Genomic DNA, 25,042 nt, shown 5'->3' on the forward strand with positions numbered 1-25,042 from the left:
GAGTAATATATAAGTGAAATATTGTCGGTATTTCGCAGATTATGAGGGATAATTTATGATTACTGTAAGCTTGTGTATGATCGTTAAGAACGAAGAGGATAAACTGGCTACCTGCCTGGATTGTCTGAAAGATCTTGTTGATGAGATGATCATCGTTGATACCGGTTCAACTGATAGGACCAAAGAGATTGCGGAATCTTATGGGGCCAAGGTGTTTGATTTTGAGTGGACCGGCAGCTTTTCGGATGCCAGGAACTATTCGTTTGAGCAGGCTACATGTGATTTCATCTATTCTGCGGATGCTGATGAGACGATAGACGAGGAAAACCAGGAACGCTTCAGACAGCTCAAAGAGGATATTGATGAGCTGAATATTGATATTGTTCAGATGTATTATTGCAATCAGCTTAGCCATAATACTGTATATAATTATGACAGAGAGCTTAGACCTAAGCTTTTCAGAAGAATTCGTAAATATGTGTGGCACGATCCGATCCATGAGATGATAAAGCTCGATTCCACTGTCTGCAACAGTGAAGTTGAGATTAAGCACAATCCGACAGAAGATCATGGACAGAGAGATCTGGCTGCTTTCAGAAGGGCTATCAGAGAAGGTGAGTACATCAGTAAGCGCCTTCACAACATGTATGCCAGAGAACTTTACATGGTTGGAACGGATGAGGACTTCATGCTTGCCAAGGAGTTCTTTGAGGAGTCGATTGAGGACAATGGTCGCGACCTTGACCAGATAAAGGAGGCGGCATGTGTCCTTGCACACATAGCGGTTATTGATGGGAAAGCTGAGGAGATACTGAAGTACTCCTTGAAGGATCTCACGACCATTCCTTCAAGTGAGATGTGCTATGAACTTGGAAGTTATTATAGAAACAAGGGAGATCTCGTAGAGGCAATAGTTTGGTATTATAATGCTGCGTATGAGACCTCACCGATTCTTGATATTCACCGCGGAGGAGATATGGCTCTCCATAAGATTGCTGAGTGCTACCGTGAGATGGGTAATCTGGAGCAGGCGGAGGATTATGAAAATGAAGCTAATCACTGGGTAGTTCCGGATCCCAGCTGAATAAGCTCATAAGAGGCTATTTGGGGAAAAGATATTTCTTTTTCATTGAGTTATATTTTTGTTATTAAAAAGCTGCTGAAAAAAGCAGCTTTTTATCTTATGGGAAATTACACCGTAATTCCTAATAAATATGTTTTTGGGTGTAAGTATGGAAATAAAGAAGAATTTTATAAAAGCTGAATTATATAAGGCACTTTCTGTAATAGTGCTGATTCCTTCTATTTTTCTGGGTACATGTCTTGCTGCAGGATGCAGTAAAACGGGAAATGGACAGGTGACGATAACGAATACTGAGAAAGATTATGACACTGTTGAAACTGCGGATTTTAGGCCTGAAGACGGCTACTTAAAAGAATCTGAGGAAGTTTTGATGCAAAGCGGAGATGTAGAAAGCGATCAGAGTTTGCAGGAGGGTGAGAATGCTTTCAATACAGAATTTTCATTAAGTGTTCCGACCTTTGTTACTAGGATTGACGATAAATGGTTTATTGTGGATTGCTATCACGATCAAATTATATATAACGACAATATGACAGCGCCGCTAAATGAGTGGCGGGTTCTGACTAAAGAAGCAAAGCAGCCTCATACGATTGCAGGAGATGGCAGCGTTATTCTGGTTGATGATACAGAGAATAACAGAGTCCTTGTGTATGAGAAGAGAGGCGATTCCTATGTGAATACTCAGCTTTTTAATGATATTGGGAAAAGACCTCATTATACAGTTTATGATGAAGAGGATAAAGCCTTTTATGTATGGAGCTCGACAACCGGTGAGATGTACATTTTCAGGCATGCTGCGGACGATACGAAGATGTACCTGACAGAGATAAGGGATGCGGGTACAAAGGACACCTATATCAGGTCATTTTACATTGATGGCGGAGAGATTTATTTTGTTTCCGGAATAGGCTCTGACGGACAGGCATCGGGGATACTGGTGTGTGATAAGCATAGCTTCGAGATTAAGGAAAAGATAGAGGTCCCGGATGATATGGCGGGAATGGTGGCTCTTAGAAAGGATGGAGGATACTTCTACATAACAGTTTCGACCGATATAACAGGCAATCAGGATGCAGCCACCATGATAAGGACAAAGGATCTTCACGGGCTTTTAAGCGGCGATTACGAGGAGATTTACAGTGAGTATTTTGTTGGCGGAGGGACTCCCTACAATATCACCAGGGTTGGGGATACTTTGTATCTTACGGAGCACAGGGTTCCGGGGCATTCTGTGTGGAGCTATAAGATTGAAAATGATGAGATAACGGATGTTCAGGCGTTGTACTAAAAGTACGGAAGTAAAAGAAAAATTTTGACTTGCACTTTTATGCTTTAGCGTGATAATATGTTAAAGTATCATAAACAACAGAAATGGAGCGAGTTATGAGCTGGGAAAAATCCGTAAGAAGAGTAAATCCGTATGTTCCGGGCGAACAGCCCAAGAATAAAAACATAATAAAGCTAAACACAAATGAGTGTCCATATCCGCCGGCGCCGGCTGTCAACACTCTTATTGAGAATATGAAATATGAGGATATGAGACTTTATCCGGATCCGGAGGCCGAGGTACTTGTGGAGGCACTCTCAAGATATTATGACGTCCCGGAGGATCAGATATTTGTAGGCGTAGGATCGGACGATGTGTTATCGATGGCGTATCTTACGTTCTTTAACTCGGATAAGCCGGTTTTGTTCCCGGATATCACTTATTCGTTCTATGATGTCTGGGCGGAGCTATACAAGGTGCCTTACGAGCAGATTCCGCTTGATGAGAACTTTAAGATACGATTCGAAGACTATTATGAGGAAAATCATCCCAATGGAGGAGTGATTATTGCAAATCCAAATGCACCGGTGGGAATATTTGAACCTGTGTCTGAGATTGAGAAGGTAATAGCTCACAATCCTAATTCTGTCTGCATAGTTGACGAGGCATATATCGATTTTGGCGGAGTGAGCGCACTTCCGCTTATTGAAAAATATGACAATGTTCTTGTGGTGCAGACTTTTTCCAAATCCAGGGCTATGGCGGGAATGAGAATAGGATATGCCTTCGGTTCGAAGAAACTCATAGGATATCTGAAGGATGCGAAATTTTCCTTCAATTCCTACACCATGAACAGACCATCACTGGAGCTGGGCGTAGCTGCAATCAAGGATGATGTATACTTCAAGGAGACCTGTGCGAAAATCATTAATACCAGAGAGCGGGTAAAGAAGGAACTTGCAGAGCTGGGATTTACATTCCCGGATTCCAAGGCCAATTTCATCTTCGCTAAGCATGATAAGGTGAGCGGTGAAGAGTTATTCCTTGCCCTGAAAGAAGCAGGAATTTACGTAAGACACTGGAATGCCGAAAGGATAGCTGATTATCTCAGAATCACCATCGGAACAGACGAGGAGATGGATAAGCTTGTCGCATTTTTGAAGGATTATCTATCGGAAAAATAGCATATTGCAAATAAGGCCTGCCGGTATAAAAGCCGGCAGTTTTTTATTACATAGAAAACACCTATGTAATAAAAAATCGTTTACTAAAATCTAATAGAAAGTTTAGTCCTAATTAATTGAAAAGCCGCCCGGGGTTTGCGAAGATTAATATGAAGTATGCTAACCAAATTATACCCTAAAGGACTGACATGATATGAAAAAACGTTCGTTTTTTAACAACTTAATAAGTAAAATAATGATTCCGATTTTGTGTCTGACGAGCTTTACAGGTACTTTTCTAACCCAAAATGTGACTGCACAGGCAGCGGATAAAGGATTTACCTGTTTTGGAACAAGGCTTATAGGAAATCCGGGTGTAGGAAAATCATGGGCATATCTTTATTATGGGAAATATGATGGTCAGCCTGTAAAATATCGCGTACTTCGAATGGACACAACTGATTTTGGTGGCAGGACTATGCTTCTGGACTGTGACAGCATACTTTATAAAGAATCATTTAGTCATCCTACGCGTTCATATCATGATTTAAACAGTGATTATTTTTTACACAATCGAAGTGTGTTTACAGCTATGGAAGAATCAGCAATAGCTGCAAGTGTGAAGGCAAATCCGACTACAGGTGACACGGTGATAACAACAAGACAATTTACACCGTTAAATGGAGAGCATATATTTAAGCTCGATGTGGCTGAGTTAAATAATAGTTTATATGGTTTCAATTCGTCATCATCTTCAGGTATGGCGGATGATAAAAGAGCAAAAAGCGGAGCAGGACAAACTCAATGGTTAACAAGATCCATATGCACAGCTACAAGAAATAGTGCTACTTGTGGCTATGATATGTTGGTTACAGCTGGCGGATATTTTTCACATTTTGATGGTAGCTATGCGGGGGTAAGTCCTGCATTTAATATTGACCTGAATTCTGTATTATTTACATCTCGTTGTAACAGCTCTGGCGGATTATCAGGACCATATGAGTATAAACTCACACTTAGAGACAGTGACATTGGTATTGAATTTCCTACCACTGGTACGATGACTCAAAACGGTGATATTCTTTCAATTCCATATAGACTTACAGGAAGTAAGGCCGGGGATGTAAACCAAATATCAATTCTTATAACTAGTTCAGAGCTGCCATCAAGTGGTGTATTAAATGATTATACCGGAACCTGCAAATACTATGGCAAATTAGAGCCGGTAGGTGGTGTTGTTTCGACAAATGGAAGAGTTACTTTTGATACAAACAATTTACCAAGTACTTATGATAGCAGTACAGATAAAATATATTATTTGGCGGAGATTGTAAAAGGAGATCATGAGACAGATTACGCCGGCACTCCTCGTTTAATTGATGGGCCAATACATGCTCATAATTGGGTGATTAACAAGGCACCTGAGGATACTGCAAAAGTAAAATGTACTGTGGCTGGCTGCCCATACACTCAAGGCAGTGAATATACCGCAACTATAAGTGTTTCAGATGAAAGTAAACCCTATGATGGAACGCTTGTTACGGCTCAGGTCACTAAAGATAGCGATTTTCCTGATGAAATAGAAGTAAGTGAACCCAAGTACAAGATTCGAGGGGCGACATCTGATCTTGCCGGGCCGCCCAGTGATGCCGGTGAATATACAGCATATGCCACTGTTTCTGATGGGACTAGTGCGAATACTGTGACGATCACTAAGGACTTTGAAATAAATCAGGTCACTATTACGAGTGATGATCTGGCTCTATCCCCAACCCATTTTGATTATGATGGAAGCAGTAAGGCACCCAGAGTGATTGTTACAAAAGGGAATAAAGTTCTTACTGAAGGTACAGATTATACTGTGACCGGCGAACGAAGTGCAACCGATATAAACGAATCACCGGGATATGAAATAACTGTAACCGGGAGCGGCAATTATACGGGGACAGGTAGTAAGTCATGGATTATACTCAAAGGAGTTCCAATCATAACAACTCCTCCTGTGGCATCTGAAATTGAGTATGGGCAGTCACTGGCAGATAGTGTGCTTTCAGGCGGCGTAGGAAATGTTCCCGGAACTTTTACATGGGCTGAGCCGACTATAAAACCCGCTGTTTCTGACAGTGAGGTGACGGAATACATGGTTATTTTTACACCTAATGATACAGTCAGTTATGTTGGGACAGCTACTACATATTTAAAGGTTAAGGTAAATAAGGCGCCTTCCAACTATGTAACCAGACCTACAGGAAAACATCAGGATAGCAGCGAAAGTGAGGTAGAACTCGCTAATCCGGGAAGCACCTCCGATGGAACCATTTTGTACGCAGTGGGAACAGATGCAGTTACAGCGCCTGCTGCAAGTGCCTTTTCTACTACTATACCCAAGGCTAAAAATCCGGGAACATATTATGTATGGTACAAGATTGTTGGCGATGCGAATCACAGGGATAGTGCGCCGGAATATGTTACTACAGTTTTGATAGGTAATACTCCGAGAATCATTACTCCTCCGGTGGCATCAGAGATTGATTACGGGCAGTCACTTGCAAGCAGTGTGCTTTCAGGCGGAGTCTCTAATGTTCAGGGAACCTTTGCATGGGCAGAACCTACAACCAGACCTGAAGTTTTAGACAGTAACTACACTGAATATCTGGTGATTTTTACTCCTAATGATAGGATCAGCTATATAGGAACTGATACTGCCCGCGTCAGGGTTAAGGTTAATAAAGTACCATCGAATTATATAACCAGACCTACAGGGAATCAGTTGATCAGCGGCGACCTTGATGTAGCACTTGCTAATCTTGGGAGTACCGCAGAGGGCACAATTCTGTATGCGCTTGGTACGGATGATACCACACCTCCGGCTAGCAGTGCTTTTTCGACAAATGTTCCAAAAGCCAAGGGGGCAGGGACTTACTATATCTGGTACAAGATAGTGGGAGATGCGAACCATAAGGATAGTGCCCCGGAGTGCATAACCACAACCTTAGTAGAAAAAGTGGACCCGGAGAACGCGGTCAATAAACCTGCAATAGATAAGGAAATTGCCGAGACCAATACAGATAAAACAGATGTAAAGGATACCAAGTATTATATCCTTGCAGCAAAGCTTAAACCTAAGGGAAAGACGCTGAAGCTTTCATGGAACAAGATTCCGGAAGCGGAAGGGTACATGATATACGGGTCACCATGCGGAATACAGATGGAATATATCACCACCATCAAGAACAATAAAAAGACTTCATGGTCTCCGAAGAAGGTCAAGAAGGATAGGTATTATAAATACCTGGTTATTGCTTATAAGATGGAAGGAGACACGATAAATAGGATCAGTACCTCCAAGTCCGTTCATGCGCTGACATGCTCAAAGAGGCGTGGCAATCCGACCAGTGTCCAGGTGAAAAAAAGGAAGTACAAGATAGAAAAGAATGAAATAGTAAAGATTTCGGCATCCTTCAAGTATGATAAAAAGGTAAATATTCACATAGCGAAGTTCAGGTATGAGACCGACAGACCGGACGTAGTAAGAGTGGATAAAAAAGGCTTTATTCAGGGGCTTAAACCCGGTAAAGCCTGGGTATATGTATATGCCCAGAACGGAGTGGGTAAGAGAATAAGAGTAACTGTAAAGTGAAATAAAACTTGATGATAAAGCAGCCTTTTGGTAAAATTGTGCCTTGGAGTGTTTTGATTAAAGGTGATTTTTATCGGAAAGGCTGTTTGTATGCTTAGTTTTTTTAAAACATCGTTAGTTGGTCAGTATATTTTTGTATTTTTGCTTTCAATGGTTCCGCTTGTTGAACTTCGTGGAGCGGTACCTTTTGCCTATGGCTTTTTGAAAACCGGCACGGGATTCAATATAATTCTTGGTTATATTCTTATTGCTGTTGGTAATATGATTCCGATGCCCTTTATCTTCTTCTTTGCAAGAAGACTTCTTGAGTGGGGAAAGGACAAGCCTGTAATCGGTGGATTCTTTAACTTCTGCCTCACGAAGGGTGAAAAGGGTGGAATGAAACTTCAGGAAAAAGCAGGCGGCGGACTTTACTGGGCTCTTCTACTTTTCGTAGGAATCCCGGTTCCGGGAACAGGAGCATGGACAGGTACTCTTGCAGCTTCTATCCTTGACATGGATTTTAAAAAGAGCGTTCTTGCGGTTATAGGTGGAATAGCTTTAGCAGGAATAATTATGAGCCTGGTTAGCTTCCTCAGCATTGGAGCAATATTGGGATTTGCAGGTTGATAATGGCAGAACGTATTTGCTAGAATAAGGTGTAGCACATAATAGGAGATAATTATGGAAGCCTATACCGATTTTGCAAAAGTATATGATGAATTTATGGACGAGACCCCATATCACGATTGGGCTGCGTATATATCGCGGCTTATTTCGGGATATGGGATTTCTGTTCCTTACAAGAAAAAAAGTGAGGACCCCACGCAGGAAGACGGGGCAGAAAGTCAGGATATTGACGCCCCCACCTCACAGCCGGGAGAAGAGGAAGAAGAGGACAAAGAGGCACTACTTCTGCAGGAGCAGAACCTGGTGGTAGAGCTTGGCTGCGGCACCGGCAGCTTTACCGAGGAGATGGCTAAACTTGGCTATGATATGATAGGCATAGATAACTCCGGAGAAATGCTGGGAATAGCCAGAAACAAGATGGAAAAGGCGGGACTTGATATCATGTACCTTGAGCAGGATATGTGCGAGCTTGATCTTTTCTGCACCGCAGGGACGATAGTCAGCGTTTGCGACAGCATAAACTATCTCATTGAGGACGAGCAGATACGGAAGGCATTCACGAAGGTGAATAATTATCTGTATCCCGGCGGACTGTTTTTATTCGATTTCAATACCCTGCACAAATACAGAGATGTTATCGGGAACGTGACAATTGCGGAGAACCGTGAGGACTGCAGTTTTATCTGGGAAAACTTCTTCGACATCGATACAAATATAAATGAATATGATCTCACACTTTTCGTGAAAAAAGATAAGAGTGGCGACAAGGAAGAGGAACTCTTTGAGAGATCTATAGAGACGCACCTTCAGAGAGGGTACACTTTAGATGAGATGAAAGCATTTATCGAACAGGCGGGGATGAGCTTCATAACCGCAATAGATGCGGATACGCACGATCAGCCAACAGAGGATAGCGAACGGATCTACGTGCTTGCGAGAGAGCATGGTAAGTTAATGAACTAATAGAGGAGAATACATAAACTATGAAAGACGGATTTATTAAGGTGGCAGCAGCCACTCCGAAGATCAGGGTCGCTGACCCTTTTTATAACGCTGACAGAATAATGGAGCAGATGGATGAAGCGGTGAAAAAGGGTGCAAAGATAGTCGTTTTCCCTGAGCTTTGTGTGACAGGATATACCTGTGGAGATTTGTTCCTGCAGGATGCATTACTCAAGGGAGCAATGAAGGCACTTGGCAAAATTGTAAGCCATTCCGAAGACCTTGACGCCGTATTTTTTGTGGGAGTTCCTTTTGAATACGACGGCAAGCTCTACAATTGCGCTGCCGTTATCAATCAGGGCGAGATATGCGCGATGATCCCCAAAATAAACATTCCTAATCACGGGGAATTCTATGAGAGAAGATATTTTGAGAGTGGGGCTGATTTTAATGAGACAGTCTACGTGTCCGCAGAGAATCTTTTTAATGATTATGTCGGAGGTTCTAAATATTCCGACTATGACGGGGATGATGAAGACGACGATGAGGATGAGGACGATATCGACAGCTTCGACTTTGGAAGAGAGATAATTGATCTGTCAGAAGTGATGCACGGACTGAAGATAGGCTGCGAGATTTGTGAGGATCTGTGGGTGCCGGACACACCTTCCACAGCCTATGCGCAGCAGGGAGCGACCATAATTGTGAATCTCTCGGCGTCGAATGATCTTATCGGAAAAGACTCCTACAGAAGAAGCCTCGTGCAGGCTACGAGCGGACGACTTATCGCAGGCTATGTATATGCTTCTGCAGGTGAGGGAGAGTCGACCCAGGATCTTGTTTTCGGCGGACATAATATCATAGCCGAGAACGGAACAATTCTTGCCGAGCAGACACTTTTTGAAAACGGAATCACTTACGCTGACATTGATATAAACAGAATCCTTCATGAGAGACAAAAGACCACAACCTTTGTTACAAAGCATAGTGAAGATGATTTTGAGACAGCTGAGTGTGATATAGAATTTACAAAGACAAAGCTGGATAGAAAATTCCCCAGAAAGCCCTTTGTGCCTTCATCTGAATTCGAGCGTGCAAAGAGATGCGAGCAGATTCTTTCCATACAGGCAATGGGACTTAAAAAGCGTCTGGAGCATACAGGCTGCAAAACAGCTGTAATTGGTGTTTCCGGCGGACTTGATTCTACACTGGCACTCCTTGTCACAGCGAGAGCATTTGATTCGCTTGGTCTTAAGAGAAGCGGAATTATTGCAGTTACAATGCCCTGTTTTGGGACAACAGACAGAACCTATAACAATGCATGCAGCCTTGCGAAGGCTCTCGGAGCAACACTTCAGGAGGTAAATATCAAGAAGGCTGTGACCCAGCATTTCAAGGATATAGGACAGGATCCAGATAAGCACGATGTCACCTATGAAAACAGCCAGGCGAGAGAGCGCACACAGGTGCTTATGGATATTGCGAACATGAAGGGCGGAATGGTCATTGGAACCGGTGATCTTTCCGAACTTGCTCTTGGATGGGCGACCTATAACGGCGACCACATGTCAATGTACGGTGTTAACGCCGGTGTTCCGAAGACGCTTGTAAGGCATCTGGTTAAATACTACGCAGATACCTGCCCGTTTGTGATTTCTGTTCCAAATAAGAAAGGTGAGAAGACAGCAGCTAAAACCTCAAAGAAGACTTCAGCAAAAGAAGCAAAGACTTCGGAAGTAAAGACAGTAAGAGAGGTTCTTCTTGATGTCCTCGATACGCCTGTAAGCCCCGAGCTTCTTCCGCCTACTGACGGTAAAATCTCACAGGAGACAGAGTCCATTGTGGGTCCTTACGAGCTGCATGACTTTTTTCTGTATTACATGTTGAGGTGGGGATATTCCAAGGAGAAAATCAGAAGAATTGCTTATCTCGCTTTTTCAGAGGGTAAAAAGAAGAGCTCAAAGAAGAGTGCGGGAGAGGTGGAAGACGGTGAGGAGATATACGATCATGCCACAATAAACAAGTGGCTTGATATATTCTGCAAGCGCTTCTTCACGCAGCAGTTTAAGAGAAGCTGTCTGCCTGACGGACCGAAGGTCGGATCGGTGGCTGTTTCTCCGAGAGGCGATCTCAGAATGCCATCCGATGCAAGTTTTGCGCTGTGGATGTGAGATAAAGAAGGCTTTAGAAATATCTTATAAATACTTCGAATAGAAACTTTTTAAAGCCTTAATAAAAAATTAAATAAGTCTGAAAAATGATGGCATGAACCGTGACAAAAAAATTGTCATTGTCAATGCAACTATAAGTAATGAAAAAATCCCTGCAATCTGAAAAAATAAGATTGCAGGGATTTTTTGTAATGGAGGGCGCAATCCATGATAAGAAAAGTGTTAGGGAAATATATTGCGGCTGTACTTTGTGCGTCAGTAATACTGAATTCATTTGGGATGGAGACGGCAGCTGCCGTGCCATCATCTTATGCTGATTATGTAAAGACAGATGGTAATTATGCAAGTCATTTGACGGGTATTTACAAAGAAGGATATAACCAGGTAAAAGTACTGGCAGGCGGAGAACTATGGGATTGCGGAACTAAATATATTCCGGGGGCCTATGCCTATGCCTTCGATCATCCGGCGACATTTGTTGATTATAACAAGGGAATATCTGCGGATAAAGGCGCGAAGACCCTTTCTAAGGCGGCGTCAATTGCTGCAAGTGTATCCGGAAGTACTAGATTTGAGATAGCGCTGGGACTCTATGACAAGGTAATGGCAGCTGTCTCCTATGACAGAAACGGGGTTAACGGAGCACAGTCAGCTTATGAGGCTCTTGTCCTCGGAAAAGCGGCATGCACAGGCTATGCTGCATCCTACAAGCTTTTGTGCGATTTAAGAGATATTCCATGCTATATGGTTACGGGAACTGCAAGTAATGCAGGAGGAAGCGAAAGACATGCCTGGAACATTATCCAGCTCGATGATGGAGAATGGTATGAGGTAGATGCGACATGGGATGACAGCCTTGGAAGACATGACTTCTTTGGTCTTACAACTAAGCAGATGAAGAGCTACAAGGTAGCGAATCAACATACCACACATATCAGAGATACTGTTGCTACAGCAGATGTAAGCGGTTCCGATATGGAGACCTTCAAGAAAGAACTGGAAGTAATCTATGGAACCATTCCAACAGCCAATGGCACGCAGTATAGATATGGCAATGTTTTTGTAGAAAAAGACGGACTGACTTATTACATAACCAGCAAATCGAAAAAGACAGCAAGACTTATCGGGATAAGTGATAAGAAAAAGAATAAGAAGGCAGAAATAAAGCTGGAGACCGTAACATTCAAAGGGAAAAAATACAAGATTACAGAAATTGGGAAAGGTGCTTTAAAGGGTGCCAAAGCTAAATCGGTAACACTAGGGACAAACCTTAAATCAATAGGAGATGAGGCTTTAAGTGAATGTAGGAATCTAAAGACGATAAAAATAAAATCAAAGAAACTTACATATGTTGGAGAGAATGCTTTTTATGGTACACCTGAAAAAGCAAAATATAATTTTCCTGGGGGTAAGAAAAAGAAGTACAAGGAACTGTTTATAGCAGCGGGTGCTTCGGAGAATGCAAAATTTAAATAAGGGGGATCTGCTCATGAAGAAAAGACTCACAGGTGCGCTGATAATTTGTGCGATGTGTCTGCTTTTACCGTTTTCTGCAAAGGCTAAGACGAAAGAAGCGGATGTAAAGGATGCGCTTTATACTGACGGTTTTGAAAAGGTAAGCGACTACGAAAAGTACGCTAATGAAGATGCATCCGTTAAGGATAGTCTTGTGTGGATTGAGGGAAGAGGCATTTCCTATAATGAAAAGGCAAAATCCATTATTATAAGAACAGTGAATGGTGAATGGGCAGCTTATTGCGGCGAAAGCGGAACGTCAAGCTTCTATGCGCTTGCAGTACAGGCAGTTGACAAGGATCTTCGCGTTTTCGGAAAATACACCGGGACTTCTCAAAATCTCGGCATCCCTGAAGTTAGCTTCATAAATTCGGATATTTATGCGGGCTTTTACAGAATGGAAAGCACCGATAATTCCTACAGACTTTCATTTTGCGACTATGCTGTGGAAAAAAACGCTCTGGACAGTGAATATACATATGGGGAAGCTACATTTAAGACCTCATCAGCTTTTAAAACCGAGGAATCAACGGATACACTTTATATATATTACTCCGATAAAATTCCTGCCTTTCTGCTTGCTCATACCGATGACTTGACGGATTCTGCTTTCGATAAAATTTCCGATGATGAGCTTCTGGAGACCTTTGCTGATGTTTATCTTGAAAGCTCCGAAAAACTTATCAGCAGAAAAGAAGTGCAGATTGGTGGAAGAAAGGGGCTGATTTGTGAGTCGACCTTCACAGTTGAGGATGTGTCCTGTCCGATGAATCTGTACAGTTATATGACCGTCATTGACAGACGCTTTTATTACTTTGGCAACACCGAACCCTACCTTTCAACCGAGACTTTTAAGAACATTCTTATGGAGGTTGTAAGTGATATCACAATCAAAGGCGATAGTAATTCGGTATCAGGAGCTGTAAATAAGATTCCAACGAAGGAAGATCTGGTGGGCGATTATCTTATGACCTATGAGACAGTGACAGCTTCCGGTGAGACAAACACAAATACCGCTGACAATAAGATGACGATGGCAGATCTTGAGGATTATGATGAGAGCACCGGTGTCTATGCATATTCGGGTGATGGCTTTGCTATAGTCCTTACCTTTGAATTCGATCAGAAAGGAAAGGTTGTGTGTCACGGCACAGTAACCTATGATGATGCTGTTTCTTCAATTTTAGGAAAAAAGAAAGACTGATTGGCACATTTCATGACAAAAATGTTATACTTTACATTAAGAAGATTGGTTTTCTTGTGGGGTATAACAAATGAATATTTCTGAAAAGCTTGATTTTCTAATGAACATCACAAATACGCGCAATTCAGCGCTTGGCAAGGCTCTCTCGTTTGATCCTTCTTACATTAGCAGGATCAGATCAGGGAGCCGTGGCATTCCCAAGAGCCAGCCTTTTTCAAGGCCTGTGGCGGCTTACTTTTCCAGAAACATAAAAGACAGGTACCAGCTCGAGACACTCTCCAAAATGATCAGGGGAGATGAGTATGTGCCCATCGACGAGGATGAGCTTGAGAAACTGATCTATAACTGGCTTCAGGATGATCTTAGCAAGGATGAACGCGGCGGTTCCATGTCCGGACTAATCGACGATATTACGCAGATGCTGGAAAGTTATGACAAGGCCAGACCGGATATGTTTGATGCGCCGGCTTCTTTTGGAGCGTCTGCGGAGAGCGACGAGAGAGTCATCCCGGTGGGAGTGTTCTATGGGAACCAGGGGAAACGTGACAGTGTAAAAAGATTCCTCTCATCGCTTCTTATGCAAAAAAGGCCATTCCTGCTTTATCTGTATTCGGATGAGGATATGAGCTGGCTCTACGAAAATCCTGTTTTTGCCAGAGAGTGGACGGGGCTTCTGGTAAGCCTTATTAAAAGCGGCTCACATATACAGATAATACATACGATAGGACGCGAATTTACGGAGATGATGGAAGCGATAAGAAAGTGGCTTCCTCTATATGCAATGGGTGCCATTGAGCCCTATTACTGTCCTAAAATGCGTGACAAGATATACAGGCGATCTCTGTTTATAGCCAAGGGATATTCTGCACTTATTTCGACCTCTGTGGGTGACAAAACAGAGGGGATGGTAAATTTCCTAGTGAGAAATACAGAGGCGGTATCTGCGCTTGAAGCAGAGTATCAGAATTATCTTGGCATGTGCAGACCTCTTATGAAGATGTACGTTTCTAAGGACAGGGAAAGGTTTACGGATATTCTGCTTGGTGAAAATGCAGTGGCGGGGAAATTTTTCCTGTCAAGTCCCGCGCCGTCACTCTGGACCATGCCTAAAGATATAGCAGCAGCCATAGCTAAGAGGGCAAAGAGCATTGATGTTATAAATGTCTCCAAGGCACTAAACGAAAATATGATAAGAGTGCTGGAAGGGGGAGGGAAGATTACCGAAATGATCGCGCTCCCCGATAAGGACAAGCTGATGGCGAATGGTGCACCGCTGCCGCTTGCCGATATGTACGGAAGCGCGGATTACAGATATACCGGTGATGAATACTTAAGACATTTAAAGCATGCAGCCGAGTTGTCGGAAAAATACGAGGGCTACAGAATTATAGCTGTGAATCAGATTCCATCTTCAATTATCATGATGACTCATCTCGATTCGGATACGATAATAGCAGGTGCAAGTGCGCCTACGACGGTATTCCATATATCGCACCAGCAGTTTTCCTATGCCTTCTATGAGTACCTTGAGCGCATAGAAAAAGACAGCCCTCATCATAACGACAAAGCACTGTCTTCATATCTTGAATAGTTTTAGACTTCTCCTTCAAAAACTGTGGTGGCGGGACCTGTCATGTAGACTACATTTTCTTCTCTGTCCCACTTGCAGTTTATCTCGCCGCCTCTTACGTGAACGGTGATATTATCGGAGGTGTGATCGTTTAAAACGCATGCAACAACTGTTGCGCAGCAGCCTGTACCGCAGGCGAGAGTCTCACCTGTGCCGCGCTCCCATACACGCATATGGACGTTCTCTCTGTCATCGATGGTTACGAATTCAGTGTTGATGCAGTTGGGGAAGAACGCGTGGTGCTCAAATCTGGGGCCGATTTTTTCAAGATCGAGTGAATCAAGATCGGTGCCTCTGTTCAGGAAAACTACGGCATGAGGATTACCCATGGAAACACAGGTTATGTTGTAATCCTTATCCAGAACTTTAATGGGGTAGTTTACAACCTGCTTACCTGCCATGACCTTCTCATCGGGAAGAGCTACCGGAATTTCAGCAGGTGCGAGGATAGGCGCACCCATGTTGACGCGAACCTTTGTGACCATGCCATCTTCGGTCTTGAGATCAAGATATTTAATCTTGCCACCGCTGATGATGCGAAGCTTTTTCTTATCGGTAAGACCTTTGTCATAGACGAACTTGGCAACGCATCTGATGCCGTTACCGCACATCTCGGAGTAGGAGCCGTCTGCGTTATACATCTCCATCTCGAAGTCAGCAAGGTCACCTGCTTTGTTTATAAAAATAACTCCGTCTCCGCCGATACCGAAGTGTCTGTCGCTGAGGAGTCTCACAAGCTCGGGTTTTTCTTTTTTGGGAATGCCCTCACGGCTTCCGTCAATATAGATGTAATCGTTGCCGCAGCCGTGCATTTTAGTAAAGTGCATATATGAAAATCTCCATTTCTTAAGCAATAAATACAACATTGATTATACGCTTGATTTTTTTATGATGTCAAAAAACTTTTTCGATTTAATTCGCGAAAGTACTTGCTATTAAAATTCTTCTGTGATAATATCGTTCGAGGGCGTACAAATGTCCGCGCCACAAAAACACCATAAAGCAAGGAAATATCGCTTATGAGAGAAGAAACAGGATACTACGTGCTCAAAAAGCAGGCAGTTCCGGAGGTTTTGCTAAAGGTTCTCGAGGCTAAGAAGCTGATAGATACCGGTAAATGCAAGACAGTCAACGAGGCAGCAGAACGCCTGGGAATCAGCCGTAGTTCATTTTATAAGTACAAAGATGATATCTATGAATTTCATGACAGTCTTCAGGGTACCACTCTTACACTAAATCTGCAGATGGATGATGAGCTCGGAGTTTTATCCGAAGTGCTCCGGATAATCTCAAAGTGCGGAGCAAACATTCTGACAATACATCAGGCGATACCGTATAACGGAGTTGCAGCGCTGTCTGTAGGTATTCAGGTTTTACCCACCACAGGGAATATAACGGATATGCTTACTAAGCTCGAGAAGCAGAGCCGTGTACATAAGGTGCAGATAATCGGCAGAAGTACCGAAGTCTAGCAGCCTACATTTGAAAAAATTTATCTATTTAGGAGGAAGTCGAAATGGCAAAGATTGCAGTATTAGGATACGGCACGGTTGGAAGCGGTGTCGCAGAGGTTCTGGATGTAAACGGAGCCTGCGTTGAGGATAGTGCCGGTGAAAAAGTTGAGATCAAATATATACTGGATCTTAGGGATTTTCCGGGAGATAAGCATGAGAGTCAGGTAGTACACGATTTTGATGTAATCTTAAATGATCCTGAGATTGAAGTTGTTTGTGAGACAATGGGAGGCATTGAGCCTGCTTTCACTTTTGAGAAGAAGGCACTTGAGAGCGGCAAGAGCGTATGCACTTCCAACAAGGAACTCGTTGCAGCGCACGGACCTGAGCTCGTAGAGCTTGCAAAAAAGAACAATGTAAGCTATCTGTTTGAAGCCAGCGTTGGCGGCGGAATACCGGTTCTTCGTTCCATGAATGATTCCATTCGCCACGAGAGACTTGATTCCATCACAGGTATCTTAAACGGAACAACCAATTATATCCTGACCAAGATGGATCAGGAGGGAGCCGATTTTGATGCAGTGCTTAAGGTGGCTCAGGATAAGGGCTATGCTGAGAGAAATCCCGAGGCTGACATCGAGGGACATGATGCCTGCAGAAAGACCGCAATTCTTGCTTCCATTATGAGCGGTCAGTTTGTAAAGCACGACGATATTTATACAGAGGGAATTACAAAGATTACAGGTGAAGATTTCGAGTATGCGAGAGAGCTCAACATGGCTATCAAGCTTCTCGGAAGCTGCAAGAGAGAGGACGGCAAGTTCTTTGCGATGGTTGCTCCTTTCCTTATTCCTTTTGACAATTCACTTTCAATGGTAAACGGTGTATTCAATGCCATTGATGTTCACGGAAATATGCTCGGCGATGTAATGTACTACGGCAAGGGAGCAGGAAAAAAGGCTACCGCTTCCGCAGTTGTAGCAGATGTAATTGACATTGTCCGTCACAAGGGTAAGCACATCGACTGGAACCTCAGAAATGTTCCCGCAGAGGTTGCACCGATAAATGATGATATCAGGAATTTCTTTGTGAGATGCGATGCTTCGGCAGAGGCCGGCGTAAAAGAGCTTTTCGGAGATGTAAAGCAGGTTAAGTCAGATAAGGTTAGCGGCGAGTTCGCATTTATTACACCTGAGATGACTGAGGGCGATTTTGCAAAGAAGTTTGCGGAGCTCGACGGAGCAAAGAGTTATCTTAGATTATTGTAATTTACAGAGGAGTGAGTGAAGAAATGAGCAAGGTAGTGAAATTCGGCGGCAGTTCCTGCGCCGACGCAAAGCAGTTTCAGAAGGTAGCAGATATCGTAAAGAGTGACAAGGAGCGCAAATATGTTGTTGTATCTGCGCCCGGTAAGAGGACCAACCTTGATACCAAGGTTACGGATATGCTCTATCAGACCTATGAACTTGCTGAGAACGGAAAAGACTTTTCAAAGGAACTTGCAGCAATCGAGGCAAGATTCAATGAGATCATAAAGGGACTTAAGCTTAAGATGTCCTTAAAGGAAGAGTTTGCCGAGATCGAGAAGCAGTTCAAGAAGAAGGCAGGAAGTGATTATGCCGCTTCAAGAGGTGAGTACTTAAACGGTAAGATCATGGCACAGTACCTGGGCTTTGAATATATTGATCCCGCTGAAGTTGTTCTTTTTGATGAGGATGGTTCCTTTGATGCAGAGATAACTAACAGAAGAATGCAGAAGCGTCTGGCTAATATCGAGTATGCTGTTGTATCCGGTTTTTACGGTGCTTATGAAGACGGCAGAATCAAGACCTTCTCAAGAGGTGGTTCAGATATCACAGGTTCCATCATCGCACGTGCTATTCACGCTGACGTATATGAGAACTGGACAGATGTATCCGGATTCCTTGTTGCGGATCCCCGAATCATCGACAGACCTGCTCCAATCCAGACAATTACTTATACAGAGCTTCGAGAGCTCGCATACATGGGTGCTTCCGTCCTTCACGAGGATGCGATTTTCCCCGTAAGAAAAGAGGGCATTCCGATCAATATCAGAAACACCAACAGACCTGAGGACAGCGGCACCTGGATCGTTGAATCCACTGCTAAGAAGTCCAAGTTCACAATCACAGGTGTTGCCGGAAAGAAAGGCTTCTGCTGTGTGAACATCTCTAAGGATATGATGAACTCAGAGGTTGGATTTGTGAGAAAAGTTCTTCAGGCATTTGAAGATCAGAATATTTCAATCGAGCATGTTCCTTCAGGAATCGACACTATGACAGTGTTCGTTGCCCAGGATGAGTTCATCGACAAGGAACAGGCTGTTGTTTCAGAGATCCACCGCCTGGCTAAGCCTGATCTTCTTGAGATTGAGTCAGACCTTGCGCTTATCGCAGTCGTTGGTAGGGGAATGAAGAGGCAGCGCGGAACCGCTGCAAGAATTTTCTCCGCACTTGCACATGTCAATGTAAACTGCCGAATGATCGATCAGGGTTCATCCGAGCTTAACATTATCATCGGTGTTGAGAACAGAGATTTTGAGAAAGCCATCAAGGCTATTTATGATATCTTTGTAGTAACACAGCTGTAATATAATTCCCTCATCTGGCGCGAAGCGCCGGATGAGGGGGTTATTGCATCAAAAATCTTATGAAGTCCGCACCTACATCCGTTCTCTCACTTGAAACCGCAAGCCCCACGATGGGTGAAACTCCCGGGTAAAAGCCCATTGCGGTAAGGTGAGGATTATCATTCAAAACAATTCCTACAGGAATCAATTCGGATTTAACATTCTCATTTTTCACATACTCGCCGGTATCCATGTCATATTCACCGTTGCTGTTATAATCAGCTGTATCAAAGTAATAAACGGCGTCACCGAAACTCTTTAATTCTTCTTCACTGAAACATTCCCTAAGATCCAAAAACAGTTCGCTCTTTGCATAGTTATCGAATACGTCCTTATCGGCCATGAGCACATCGAGATCATGAGCTGCTATCATTGCGTAGAGTCTCTCTGAATTAGCTACTGTGTAACTGTCCGGATTCTCGATGTTTATGACTGAAGATGAATCTATAAGTACGTTATATTGTGATGTGTCGATTTTTTCATACTCAGCAAATTCGTCATGCAGAAGCGTTGCATCCTGAGTGTTTGCCGCATTTACTATGGTGACGGATAAGGCATCGGGTTTTCTTGTAAGGATTTCCTTTGCAAAGGAAGCAATACCGATAATCACTATCAAAGCTACGATGACGTGAATTTTGTAGTAATCCCAAAAATAATCCCAGTGAGCCTTAAAGCCCATGCCTTTCAAGGCTTGCCACTGGTGTCTCTTCTCTTCGTTGATATTCATTTTTTCATATACTCCATCCAAATTTAATTAGGTCACCCGCAATATTTTTTTAAATATGTTTAAAACTATTATTGACGGGAGAATACACTTAATATATCATAACGTTTAAAAAATATGGAAGGAAAAGTGCAATATCATGATGAATGACAACAGTTATGTGGAATGTATGATTGCGGGAAAACCCAGACCGTTAGTGGTTTTTCTTAAATATCTTATGATTATTATGGCTGTTTTTTCTTTTATTATCAGCTTTCTTGGTGGCGGTATACTTTTCATGATAGTATTCATTGGATGCGCCGTCGGAGCATATTTCGCGACTCTGAATGCATCAATAGAGTATGAATATCAGTATTGTGAGCGTGAAGTTACCGTGGACAAAATTCTCAATAAGAGCAGAAGAAAAAGAATAGCAACTTTCGCTACAGAGCGTATCGATGCGCTTGCTCCGTCTAAGTCTTATCATCTTGACGAATATCGCAGACAGGACAAATACAGAACACTTGATTATTCATCCGGTGCGGGTGAGGATTCAACTTACACAATGTACTATGATGGCAGGGAGAAGGTAATTCTCGAGCCTAACAGAGAACTAGTAGACGCTATTAAAAACGTAGCACCCCGTAAAGTATTCATGGATTAAAAGGAGAGAAAAATGGGACAGATTATTGGCGAAGGAATTACTTTTGATGATGTACTTTTGGTTCCTGCATATTCGCAGGTAGTGCCTAACATGATTGATGTAAGCACAAACCTTACTAAGAAGATCAGACTCAACATTCCTATGATGAGTGCAGGAATGGATACCGTAACAGAACACCGCATGGCTATTGCAATGGCACGTCAGGGTGGTATCGGTATTATCCATAAAAATATGTCAATCGAAGATCAGGCCGATGAAGTTGATAAGGTTAAGAGATCTGAAAACGGCGTCATCACTGATCCATTTTCTCTTTCTCCCGATCACACACTTGCTGATGCAGACGCTCTTATGGCTAAGTTCAGAATTTCCGGTGTGCCGATCACAGAGGGCAGAAAGCTTGTTGGAATCATAACCAACCGCGATCTTAAATTCGAGCAGAACTTTGATCAGAAGATCAGAGACATCATGACAAGTGAGAATCTTGTAACTGCCAAGGAAGGAATCACTCTTGAGGAAGCAAAGCAGATCCTTGCGAAGTCCAAGAAGGAAAAGCTTCCTATCGTTGACGATGATTACAATCTCGTTGGACTAATCACTATAAAAGATATTGAAAAGACAATAAAATATCCTCTTTCAGCAAAGGACGATCAGGGTCGTCTTCTCTGCGGCGCAGGTGTTGGAATCAGTGCCAATGTTCTTGACAGAGTAGGTGCTCTTGTAGACGCTAAGGTTGATTGTGTTGTTCTTGATTCAGCTCACGGCCATTCAGAGAACGTTCTTAAATGCCTCAGAATGATTAAGGAAAAGTTCCCGGATCTTCAGGTTATTGCTGGTAACGTTGCAACTGCGGCAGCTACCAAGGCTCTTATCGAGTCAGGCGCAGATGCTGTTAAGGTAGGTATCGGACCCGGTTCCATCTGCACAACTCGTGTTGTTGCTGGTATCGGTGTTCCTCAGGTTTCAGCTATTATGGATTGCTACTCAGTAGCTAAGGATTATGGTATTCCGATCATCGCAGACGGAGGTATCAAGTACTCAGGAGATATCACAAAGGCAATCGCAGCAGGCGGCAGTCTTGTAATGATGGGTTCAATGTTTGCAGGCTGTGATGAGGCTCCCGGTGAGTTCGAGCTTTTCCAGGGAAGAAAATACAAGGTTTACCGCGGAATGGGTTCTATCTCAGCTATGGAGAACGGTTCAAAGGATCGTTACTTCCAGGAAGGCGCAAAGAAGCTTGTTCCCGAGGGTGTTGAAGGACGTGTTGCTTACAAGGGAACAGTTGAGGACACAGTATTCCAGCTTATCGGCGGTCTCCGTGCAGGTATGGGTTACTGCGGATGCGAGACAATCAAGGAACTTAATGAGAACGGTAAATTTATAAAGATGACAAGCGCTGCACTTAAGGAGAGTCATCCTCATGATATTCATATCACGAAGGAAGCTCCGAACTATAGCGTGGATGAATAAACCTATACCACTTAGCGAGGTTCTTTCGAGCTTAGTGGGATGGAGTTGTTCTGGCGAACGTAGTGAGAGCAGAACTTCCTATGTCTTCCCCCAAAAAATGGGGGAAGGCTTTTTTTATGTTCTCTTTATAGAATAGTGATATAATAGAATTTACAAATATCTGAAGGAGACAGCTTTGGATCGAGATACCAGGAAAAATCCCGGCAATTTCATAAAGCTTAAGGATAAAGAACTCCGCAGGTGGCAGGACAGCTTCGCAGCTATGGCAGGAGTGTATTTATGCTGCCTCGATTCCTCGGGAGAGAAGATTACCGATTTTTCGGGTGATCTTCTTGAACTTCCGACAATAAAAAAGGCTGTTGATGAAATTCATATAAGGAACATTTTTCAGAGAGTTACGGAGGGTGAGCTTGAGGATCAGGCGGTTGAGCGAACCATGATTCCAAATCTCCGAGTGGCGGCGGTTGCAGCCAAGCTCGACGGACAGCCGCAGCTCGTCTGGATAGTATGTGCAATCTTAAAGGATGCCGAGTATGAGCCCGATCTCTACACAGAGCAGCCTATTACAGATTTTTCCTATATTACAAGTGAAAAGAAATTCTATAATTCCCTGGATTTCCTCAGGGTTACTTCGGTTGCACTTGTCGGCGCACTCAAATCCGAGAATCAGGCTGCCGCTTCGACAGCTGAGAATTTCAAGCGCTCGGAGGATTTCAAGCTATCGTTCCACAGAGCGGAACTGATGACAGAGATAGTATCACTTCTCGACAGTGATGATGAAATAGAAGACATCATGCTGAATATCTTAAAGAAGATATGCGAATATCTTGATATCAGCAATTCTTTCATATGCCGCATGCATTCCGAGGACGACCTCATGGATATCGTTGTGCAGTGGACGGGGCAGGGTGTTTTCAGGCTCTTCGAAGAGGAAAAGGATTTGGATCCCTGCTGGTTTATCGGCCATCCTCAGATGATAGCGGTTTCTTCAAGTACGACAATGAACTCCGGGGAGAAGGAACAGCTGCAGGACCTTGGAATCAAGGCCGTCGTTTCCGTACCGATCACGATTTCTGATCAGACTCCTTTCTATGCCTGCTTCGCGGAGACGAGGGAGGATAACCGTGGTAAGGACTGGCTTGTAGACGACATCAAATTCATAAATGATTCAATAAAAATTCTTCAGAATATCATTACAAAGAGAATTCAGAAGAACTCTATCGCCAGCTCTTTCCAGTCGCTGGAGGCGGTTCTTGATAATGTGGGAAGTTCGATCTATGTGCGTTGTATGAAGACCGATGAACTTCTATTTGCAAACAGAAGTCTTCGCAAGCACTTTGCAAAGGAGCTTCAGAAGAATGAGCTCAAGGATCTGTTTGAAGGCAATATTCCTCCGCGTTCCCACAGCGGAAATTATGAAATCTATTACGATGAGAAGGACAGATGGTACGACCTTTACTATACAAGGATCAAGTGGGTTGATGACAGACTTGTTTCACTTTGTGCCATCTATGAGATAACCGAGAAAAAGATTTATCAGAAACGTATAGAACAGCAGGCATACACTGACTTCCTTACAGGACTTTTTAACAGATTGTGCTGTGAGAGAGATCTGGTCACATATATCGAACAGGCTAAGAAAAAGGGCACTAAGGGTATGCTGATGTACCTCGATCTCGATGATTTCAAGAAAATCAATGACGGTTTGGGACACCAGTATGGCGATATTTTGCTTCAGGATATTTCCACCGCGATAAAGAATATCGATGGTGTGCAGAATTCCTGCTACCGCATGGGTGGAGATGAGTTTGTAATTATCGTTCCTCCTGAAAGCTACGATAAACTGGACAGTATTCTGGAAGAGATACGCCGCGCTTTTGCCACACCCTGGTACCTAAAGGACGGCGACTACTACTGCACCATGAGTATGGGTACCGTCGAGTTTCCGACTGCCGGAGATACGGTGGAGGAACTTATAAGAAAATCGGATATAGCGATGTACGAAGCTAAGAAATCAGGAAAGAACAGGATTTCTCAGTATTCGGAAAGCATAGATGCTTCCACCATAAGGCGCCTTGATATGGAAAAAGCTATGTACAAGGCTGTGGAGGACGGATGCAAGGAGTTCTCGGTGCATTTCCAGCCGCTTATGGATATCAAGGGTAAGAATCCCAAAGTTGTTGGGGCGGAAGCTTTTGTCAGATGGAACAGTGCCATACTTGGCGCGGTTAGCCCGTCGGAGTTTATTTCCCTTGCGGAATATCTGGGACTTATAAATCCCATCGGAGAACACGTATTTAAAGAGGCAGCGAAGTGCTGCGGAAAATGGAGTAAGAAGCTTCGAAGGAAGATCAGCATCCATGTGAATATGTCCGTGGTTCAGCTGATGCAGCCTGACATCGCCGGCAAGCTTAAGACGGCAGTTGATGAGGCAGGGATAGAGCCTTCGCAGATGGTCCTTGATGTGACAGAGGCTCTCACTATGAATAACACGGAGCGTACAAAAGGAGCGATGGAAAAGATAAGCGAGATGGGAGTTCGGCTATCTCTTGATGATTTCGGAACGGGCTACAGCTCCATAAACGGACTTCGCGCGCTTCCTTTTGCCACGGTCAAGGTCGACAGAACCATATCTTCACAGCTTGAAAAAGAGGAGTATGCTAAGTCGCTTATTGTCTCACTCATGGATCTCTCCGGGGCAATCGGTGCCAGTGTATGTGTCGAGGGTGTTGAAGAGAAGACTCAGATCGACATCTTAAAAGGACTTAAGGTTCCGCTTGTGCAGGGTGAGTATTTCGGAAAACCCATGCCCGCGGAGGAGTTTGAGAAAAAGTATATTTGATGATAAAATGAACTATGTATAGTCTGAGGGGAAACAT

General features: G+C 43.4%; 18 protein-coding genes. 16 read left to right on the forward strand and 2 right to left on the reverse strand.

Annotated elements, in window-relative coordinates:
• The first annotated feature begins 55 nt into the window (after window positions 1–55).
• The 10 genes from G630_RS0118580 to G630_RS0118630 all read left to right on the forward strand — a co-directional run bounded on the left by G630_RS0118580 (window position 56) and on the right by G630_RS0118630 (window position 15,186).
• Window positions 56–1,084, forward strand: a complete 1,029-nt coding sequence (locus tag G630_RS0118580) for a glycosyltransferase (protein WP_026499432.1) — start codon at window positions 56–58, stop codon at window positions 1,082–1,084.
• A 148-nt stretch (window positions 1,085–1,232) separates the two neighbouring features.
• Window positions 1,233–2,372 carry a YncE family protein gene (locus G630_RS22855; protein WP_049946305.1) on the forward strand — a complete coding sequence of 380 codons (1,140 nt, stop codon included), beginning with the start codon at window positions 1,233–1,235 and terminating at the stop codon, window positions 2,370–2,372.
• Between the two features lie 95 nt (window positions 2,373–2,467).
• Window positions 2,468–3,535 (forward strand): histidinol-phosphate transaminase, encoded by a 1,068-nt coding sequence (gene hisC, locus G630_RS0118595; RefSeq protein ID WP_022760836.1) that lies wholly within the window; start codon window positions 2,468–2,470, stop codon window positions 3,533–3,535.
• A 193-nt stretch (window positions 3,536–3,728) separates the two neighbouring features.
• A complete protein-coding gene (locus tag G630_RS0118600) occupies window positions 3,729–7,154 on the forward strand; it encodes an Ig-like domain-containing protein (RefSeq protein ID WP_081668059.1) in 3,426 nt (1,141 codons plus the stop codon).
• A 90-nt stretch (window positions 7,155–7,244) separates the two neighbouring features.
• Complete coding sequence (locus tag G630_RS0118605) at window positions 7,245–7,763, forward strand: COG2426 family protein (protein ID WP_242829967.1); 519 nt, start codon at window positions 7,245–7,247, stop codon at window positions 7,761–7,763.
• Between the two features lie 54 nt (window positions 7,764–7,817).
• Entirely contained in the window at window positions 7,818–8,726 is a 909-nt protein-coding gene (locus tag G630_RS0118610; protein ID WP_022760839.1) for a class I SAM-dependent DNA methyltransferase, read from the forward strand.
• Between the two features lie 20 nt (window positions 8,727–8,746).
• Window positions 8,747–10,876 (forward strand): NAD(+) synthase, encoded by a 2,130-nt coding sequence (locus G630_RS0118615; RefSeq protein ID WP_026499435.1) that lies wholly within the window; start codon window positions 8,747–8,749, stop codon window positions 10,874–10,876.
• 207 nt (window positions 10,877–11,083) lie between these two features.
• Window positions 11,084–12,352, forward strand: coding sequence for a leucine-rich repeat domain-containing protein (locus G630_RS0118620; protein WP_026499436.1), 1,269 nt, complete (start codon window positions 11,084–11,086; stop codon window positions 12,350–12,352).
• 13 nt (window positions 12,353–12,365) lie between these two features.
• Complete coding sequence (locus tag G630_RS0118625) at window positions 12,366–13,595, forward strand: hypothetical protein (RefSeq protein WP_026499437.1); 1,230 nt, start codon at window positions 12,366–12,368, stop codon at window positions 13,593–13,595.
• 70 nt (window positions 13,596–13,665) lie between these two features.
• Window positions 13,666–15,186 carry a hypothetical protein gene (locus G630_RS0118630; protein WP_026499438.1) on the forward strand — a complete coding sequence of 507 codons (1,521 nt, stop codon included), beginning with the start codon at window positions 13,666–13,668 and terminating at the stop codon, window positions 15,184–15,186.
• 2 nt (window positions 15,187–15,188) lie between these two features.
• Here the strand turns inward: G630_RS0118630 and dapF are convergent, their stop codons facing one another.
• Entirely contained in the window at window positions 15,189–16,052 is an 864-nt protein-coding gene (dapF, locus tag G630_RS0118635; protein WP_026499439.1) for a diaminopimelate epimerase, read from the reverse strand.
• A gap of 192 nt (window positions 16,053–16,244) precedes the next feature.
• On the opposite strand from dapF, the gene G630_RS0118640 reads away from it, so the two are divergent.
• From G630_RS0118640 to G630_RS0118650, 3 genes are read left to right on the forward strand one after another with little or no spacing between them, the layout of a single operon-like run.
• The gene (locus G630_RS0118640) at window positions 16,245–16,697 is read left to right on the forward strand and encodes an ACT domain-containing protein (RefSeq protein WP_022760845.1); all 453 of its coding nucleotides are present in this window, start codon (window positions 16,245–16,247) and stop codon (window positions 16,695–16,697) included.
• Between the two features lie 44 nt (window positions 16,698–16,741).
• Window positions 16,742–17,947, forward strand: a complete 1,206-nt coding sequence (locus tag G630_RS0118645) for a homoserine dehydrogenase (RefSeq protein ID WP_026499440.1) — start codon at window positions 16,742–16,744, stop codon at window positions 17,945–17,947.
• Window positions 17,948–17,970: 23 nt separating this feature from the next.
• Window positions 17,971–19,290 carry an aspartate kinase gene (locus G630_RS0118650; protein WP_022760847.1) on the forward strand — a complete coding sequence of 440 codons (1,320 nt, stop codon included), beginning with the start codon at window positions 17,971–17,973 and terminating at the stop codon, window positions 19,288–19,290.
• A 40-nt stretch (window positions 19,291–19,330) separates the two neighbouring features.
• On the opposite strand, the gene G630_RS0118655 is transcribed toward G630_RS0118650, so the two are convergent.
• Window positions 19,331–20,056: a hypothetical protein gene (locus G630_RS0118655; RefSeq protein WP_026499441.1), complete on the reverse strand. Its 726-nt coding sequence runs from the start codon at window positions 20,054–20,056 to the stop codon at window positions 19,331–19,333.
• A 136-nt stretch (window positions 20,057–20,192) separates the two neighbouring features.
• On the opposite strand from G630_RS0118655, the gene G630_RS0118660 reads away from it, so the two are divergent.
• The 3 genes from G630_RS0118660 to G630_RS22860 all read left to right on the forward strand — a co-directional run bounded on the left by G630_RS0118660 (window position 20,193) and on the right by G630_RS22860 (window position 25,005).
• Window positions 20,193–20,696: a DUF6106 family protein gene (locus G630_RS0118660; RefSeq protein WP_022760849.1), complete on the forward strand. Its 504-nt coding sequence runs from the start codon at window positions 20,193–20,195 to the stop codon at window positions 20,694–20,696.
• A 12-nt stretch (window positions 20,697–20,708) separates the two neighbouring features.
• The gene (gene guaB / locus G630_RS0118665) at window positions 20,709–22,163 is read left to right on the forward strand and encodes an IMP dehydrogenase (protein WP_022760850.1); all 1,455 of its coding nucleotides are present in this window, start codon (window positions 20,709–20,711) and stop codon (window positions 22,161–22,163) included.
• A gap of 175 nt (window positions 22,164–22,338) precedes the next feature.
• A complete protein-coding gene (locus G630_RS22860; protein WP_049946306.1) occupies window positions 22,339–25,005 on the forward strand; it encodes a sensor domain-containing phosphodiesterase in 2,667 nt (888 codons plus the stop codon).
• Window positions 25,006–25,042: the final 37 nt, after the last annotated feature.

Origin of the sequence: Butyrivibrio sp. WCD2001 (genome assembly GCF_000424485.1) — a bacterium.
Taxonomy (GTDB): Bacteria; Bacillota; Clostridia; order Lachnospirales; family Lachnospiraceae; genus Butyrivibrio.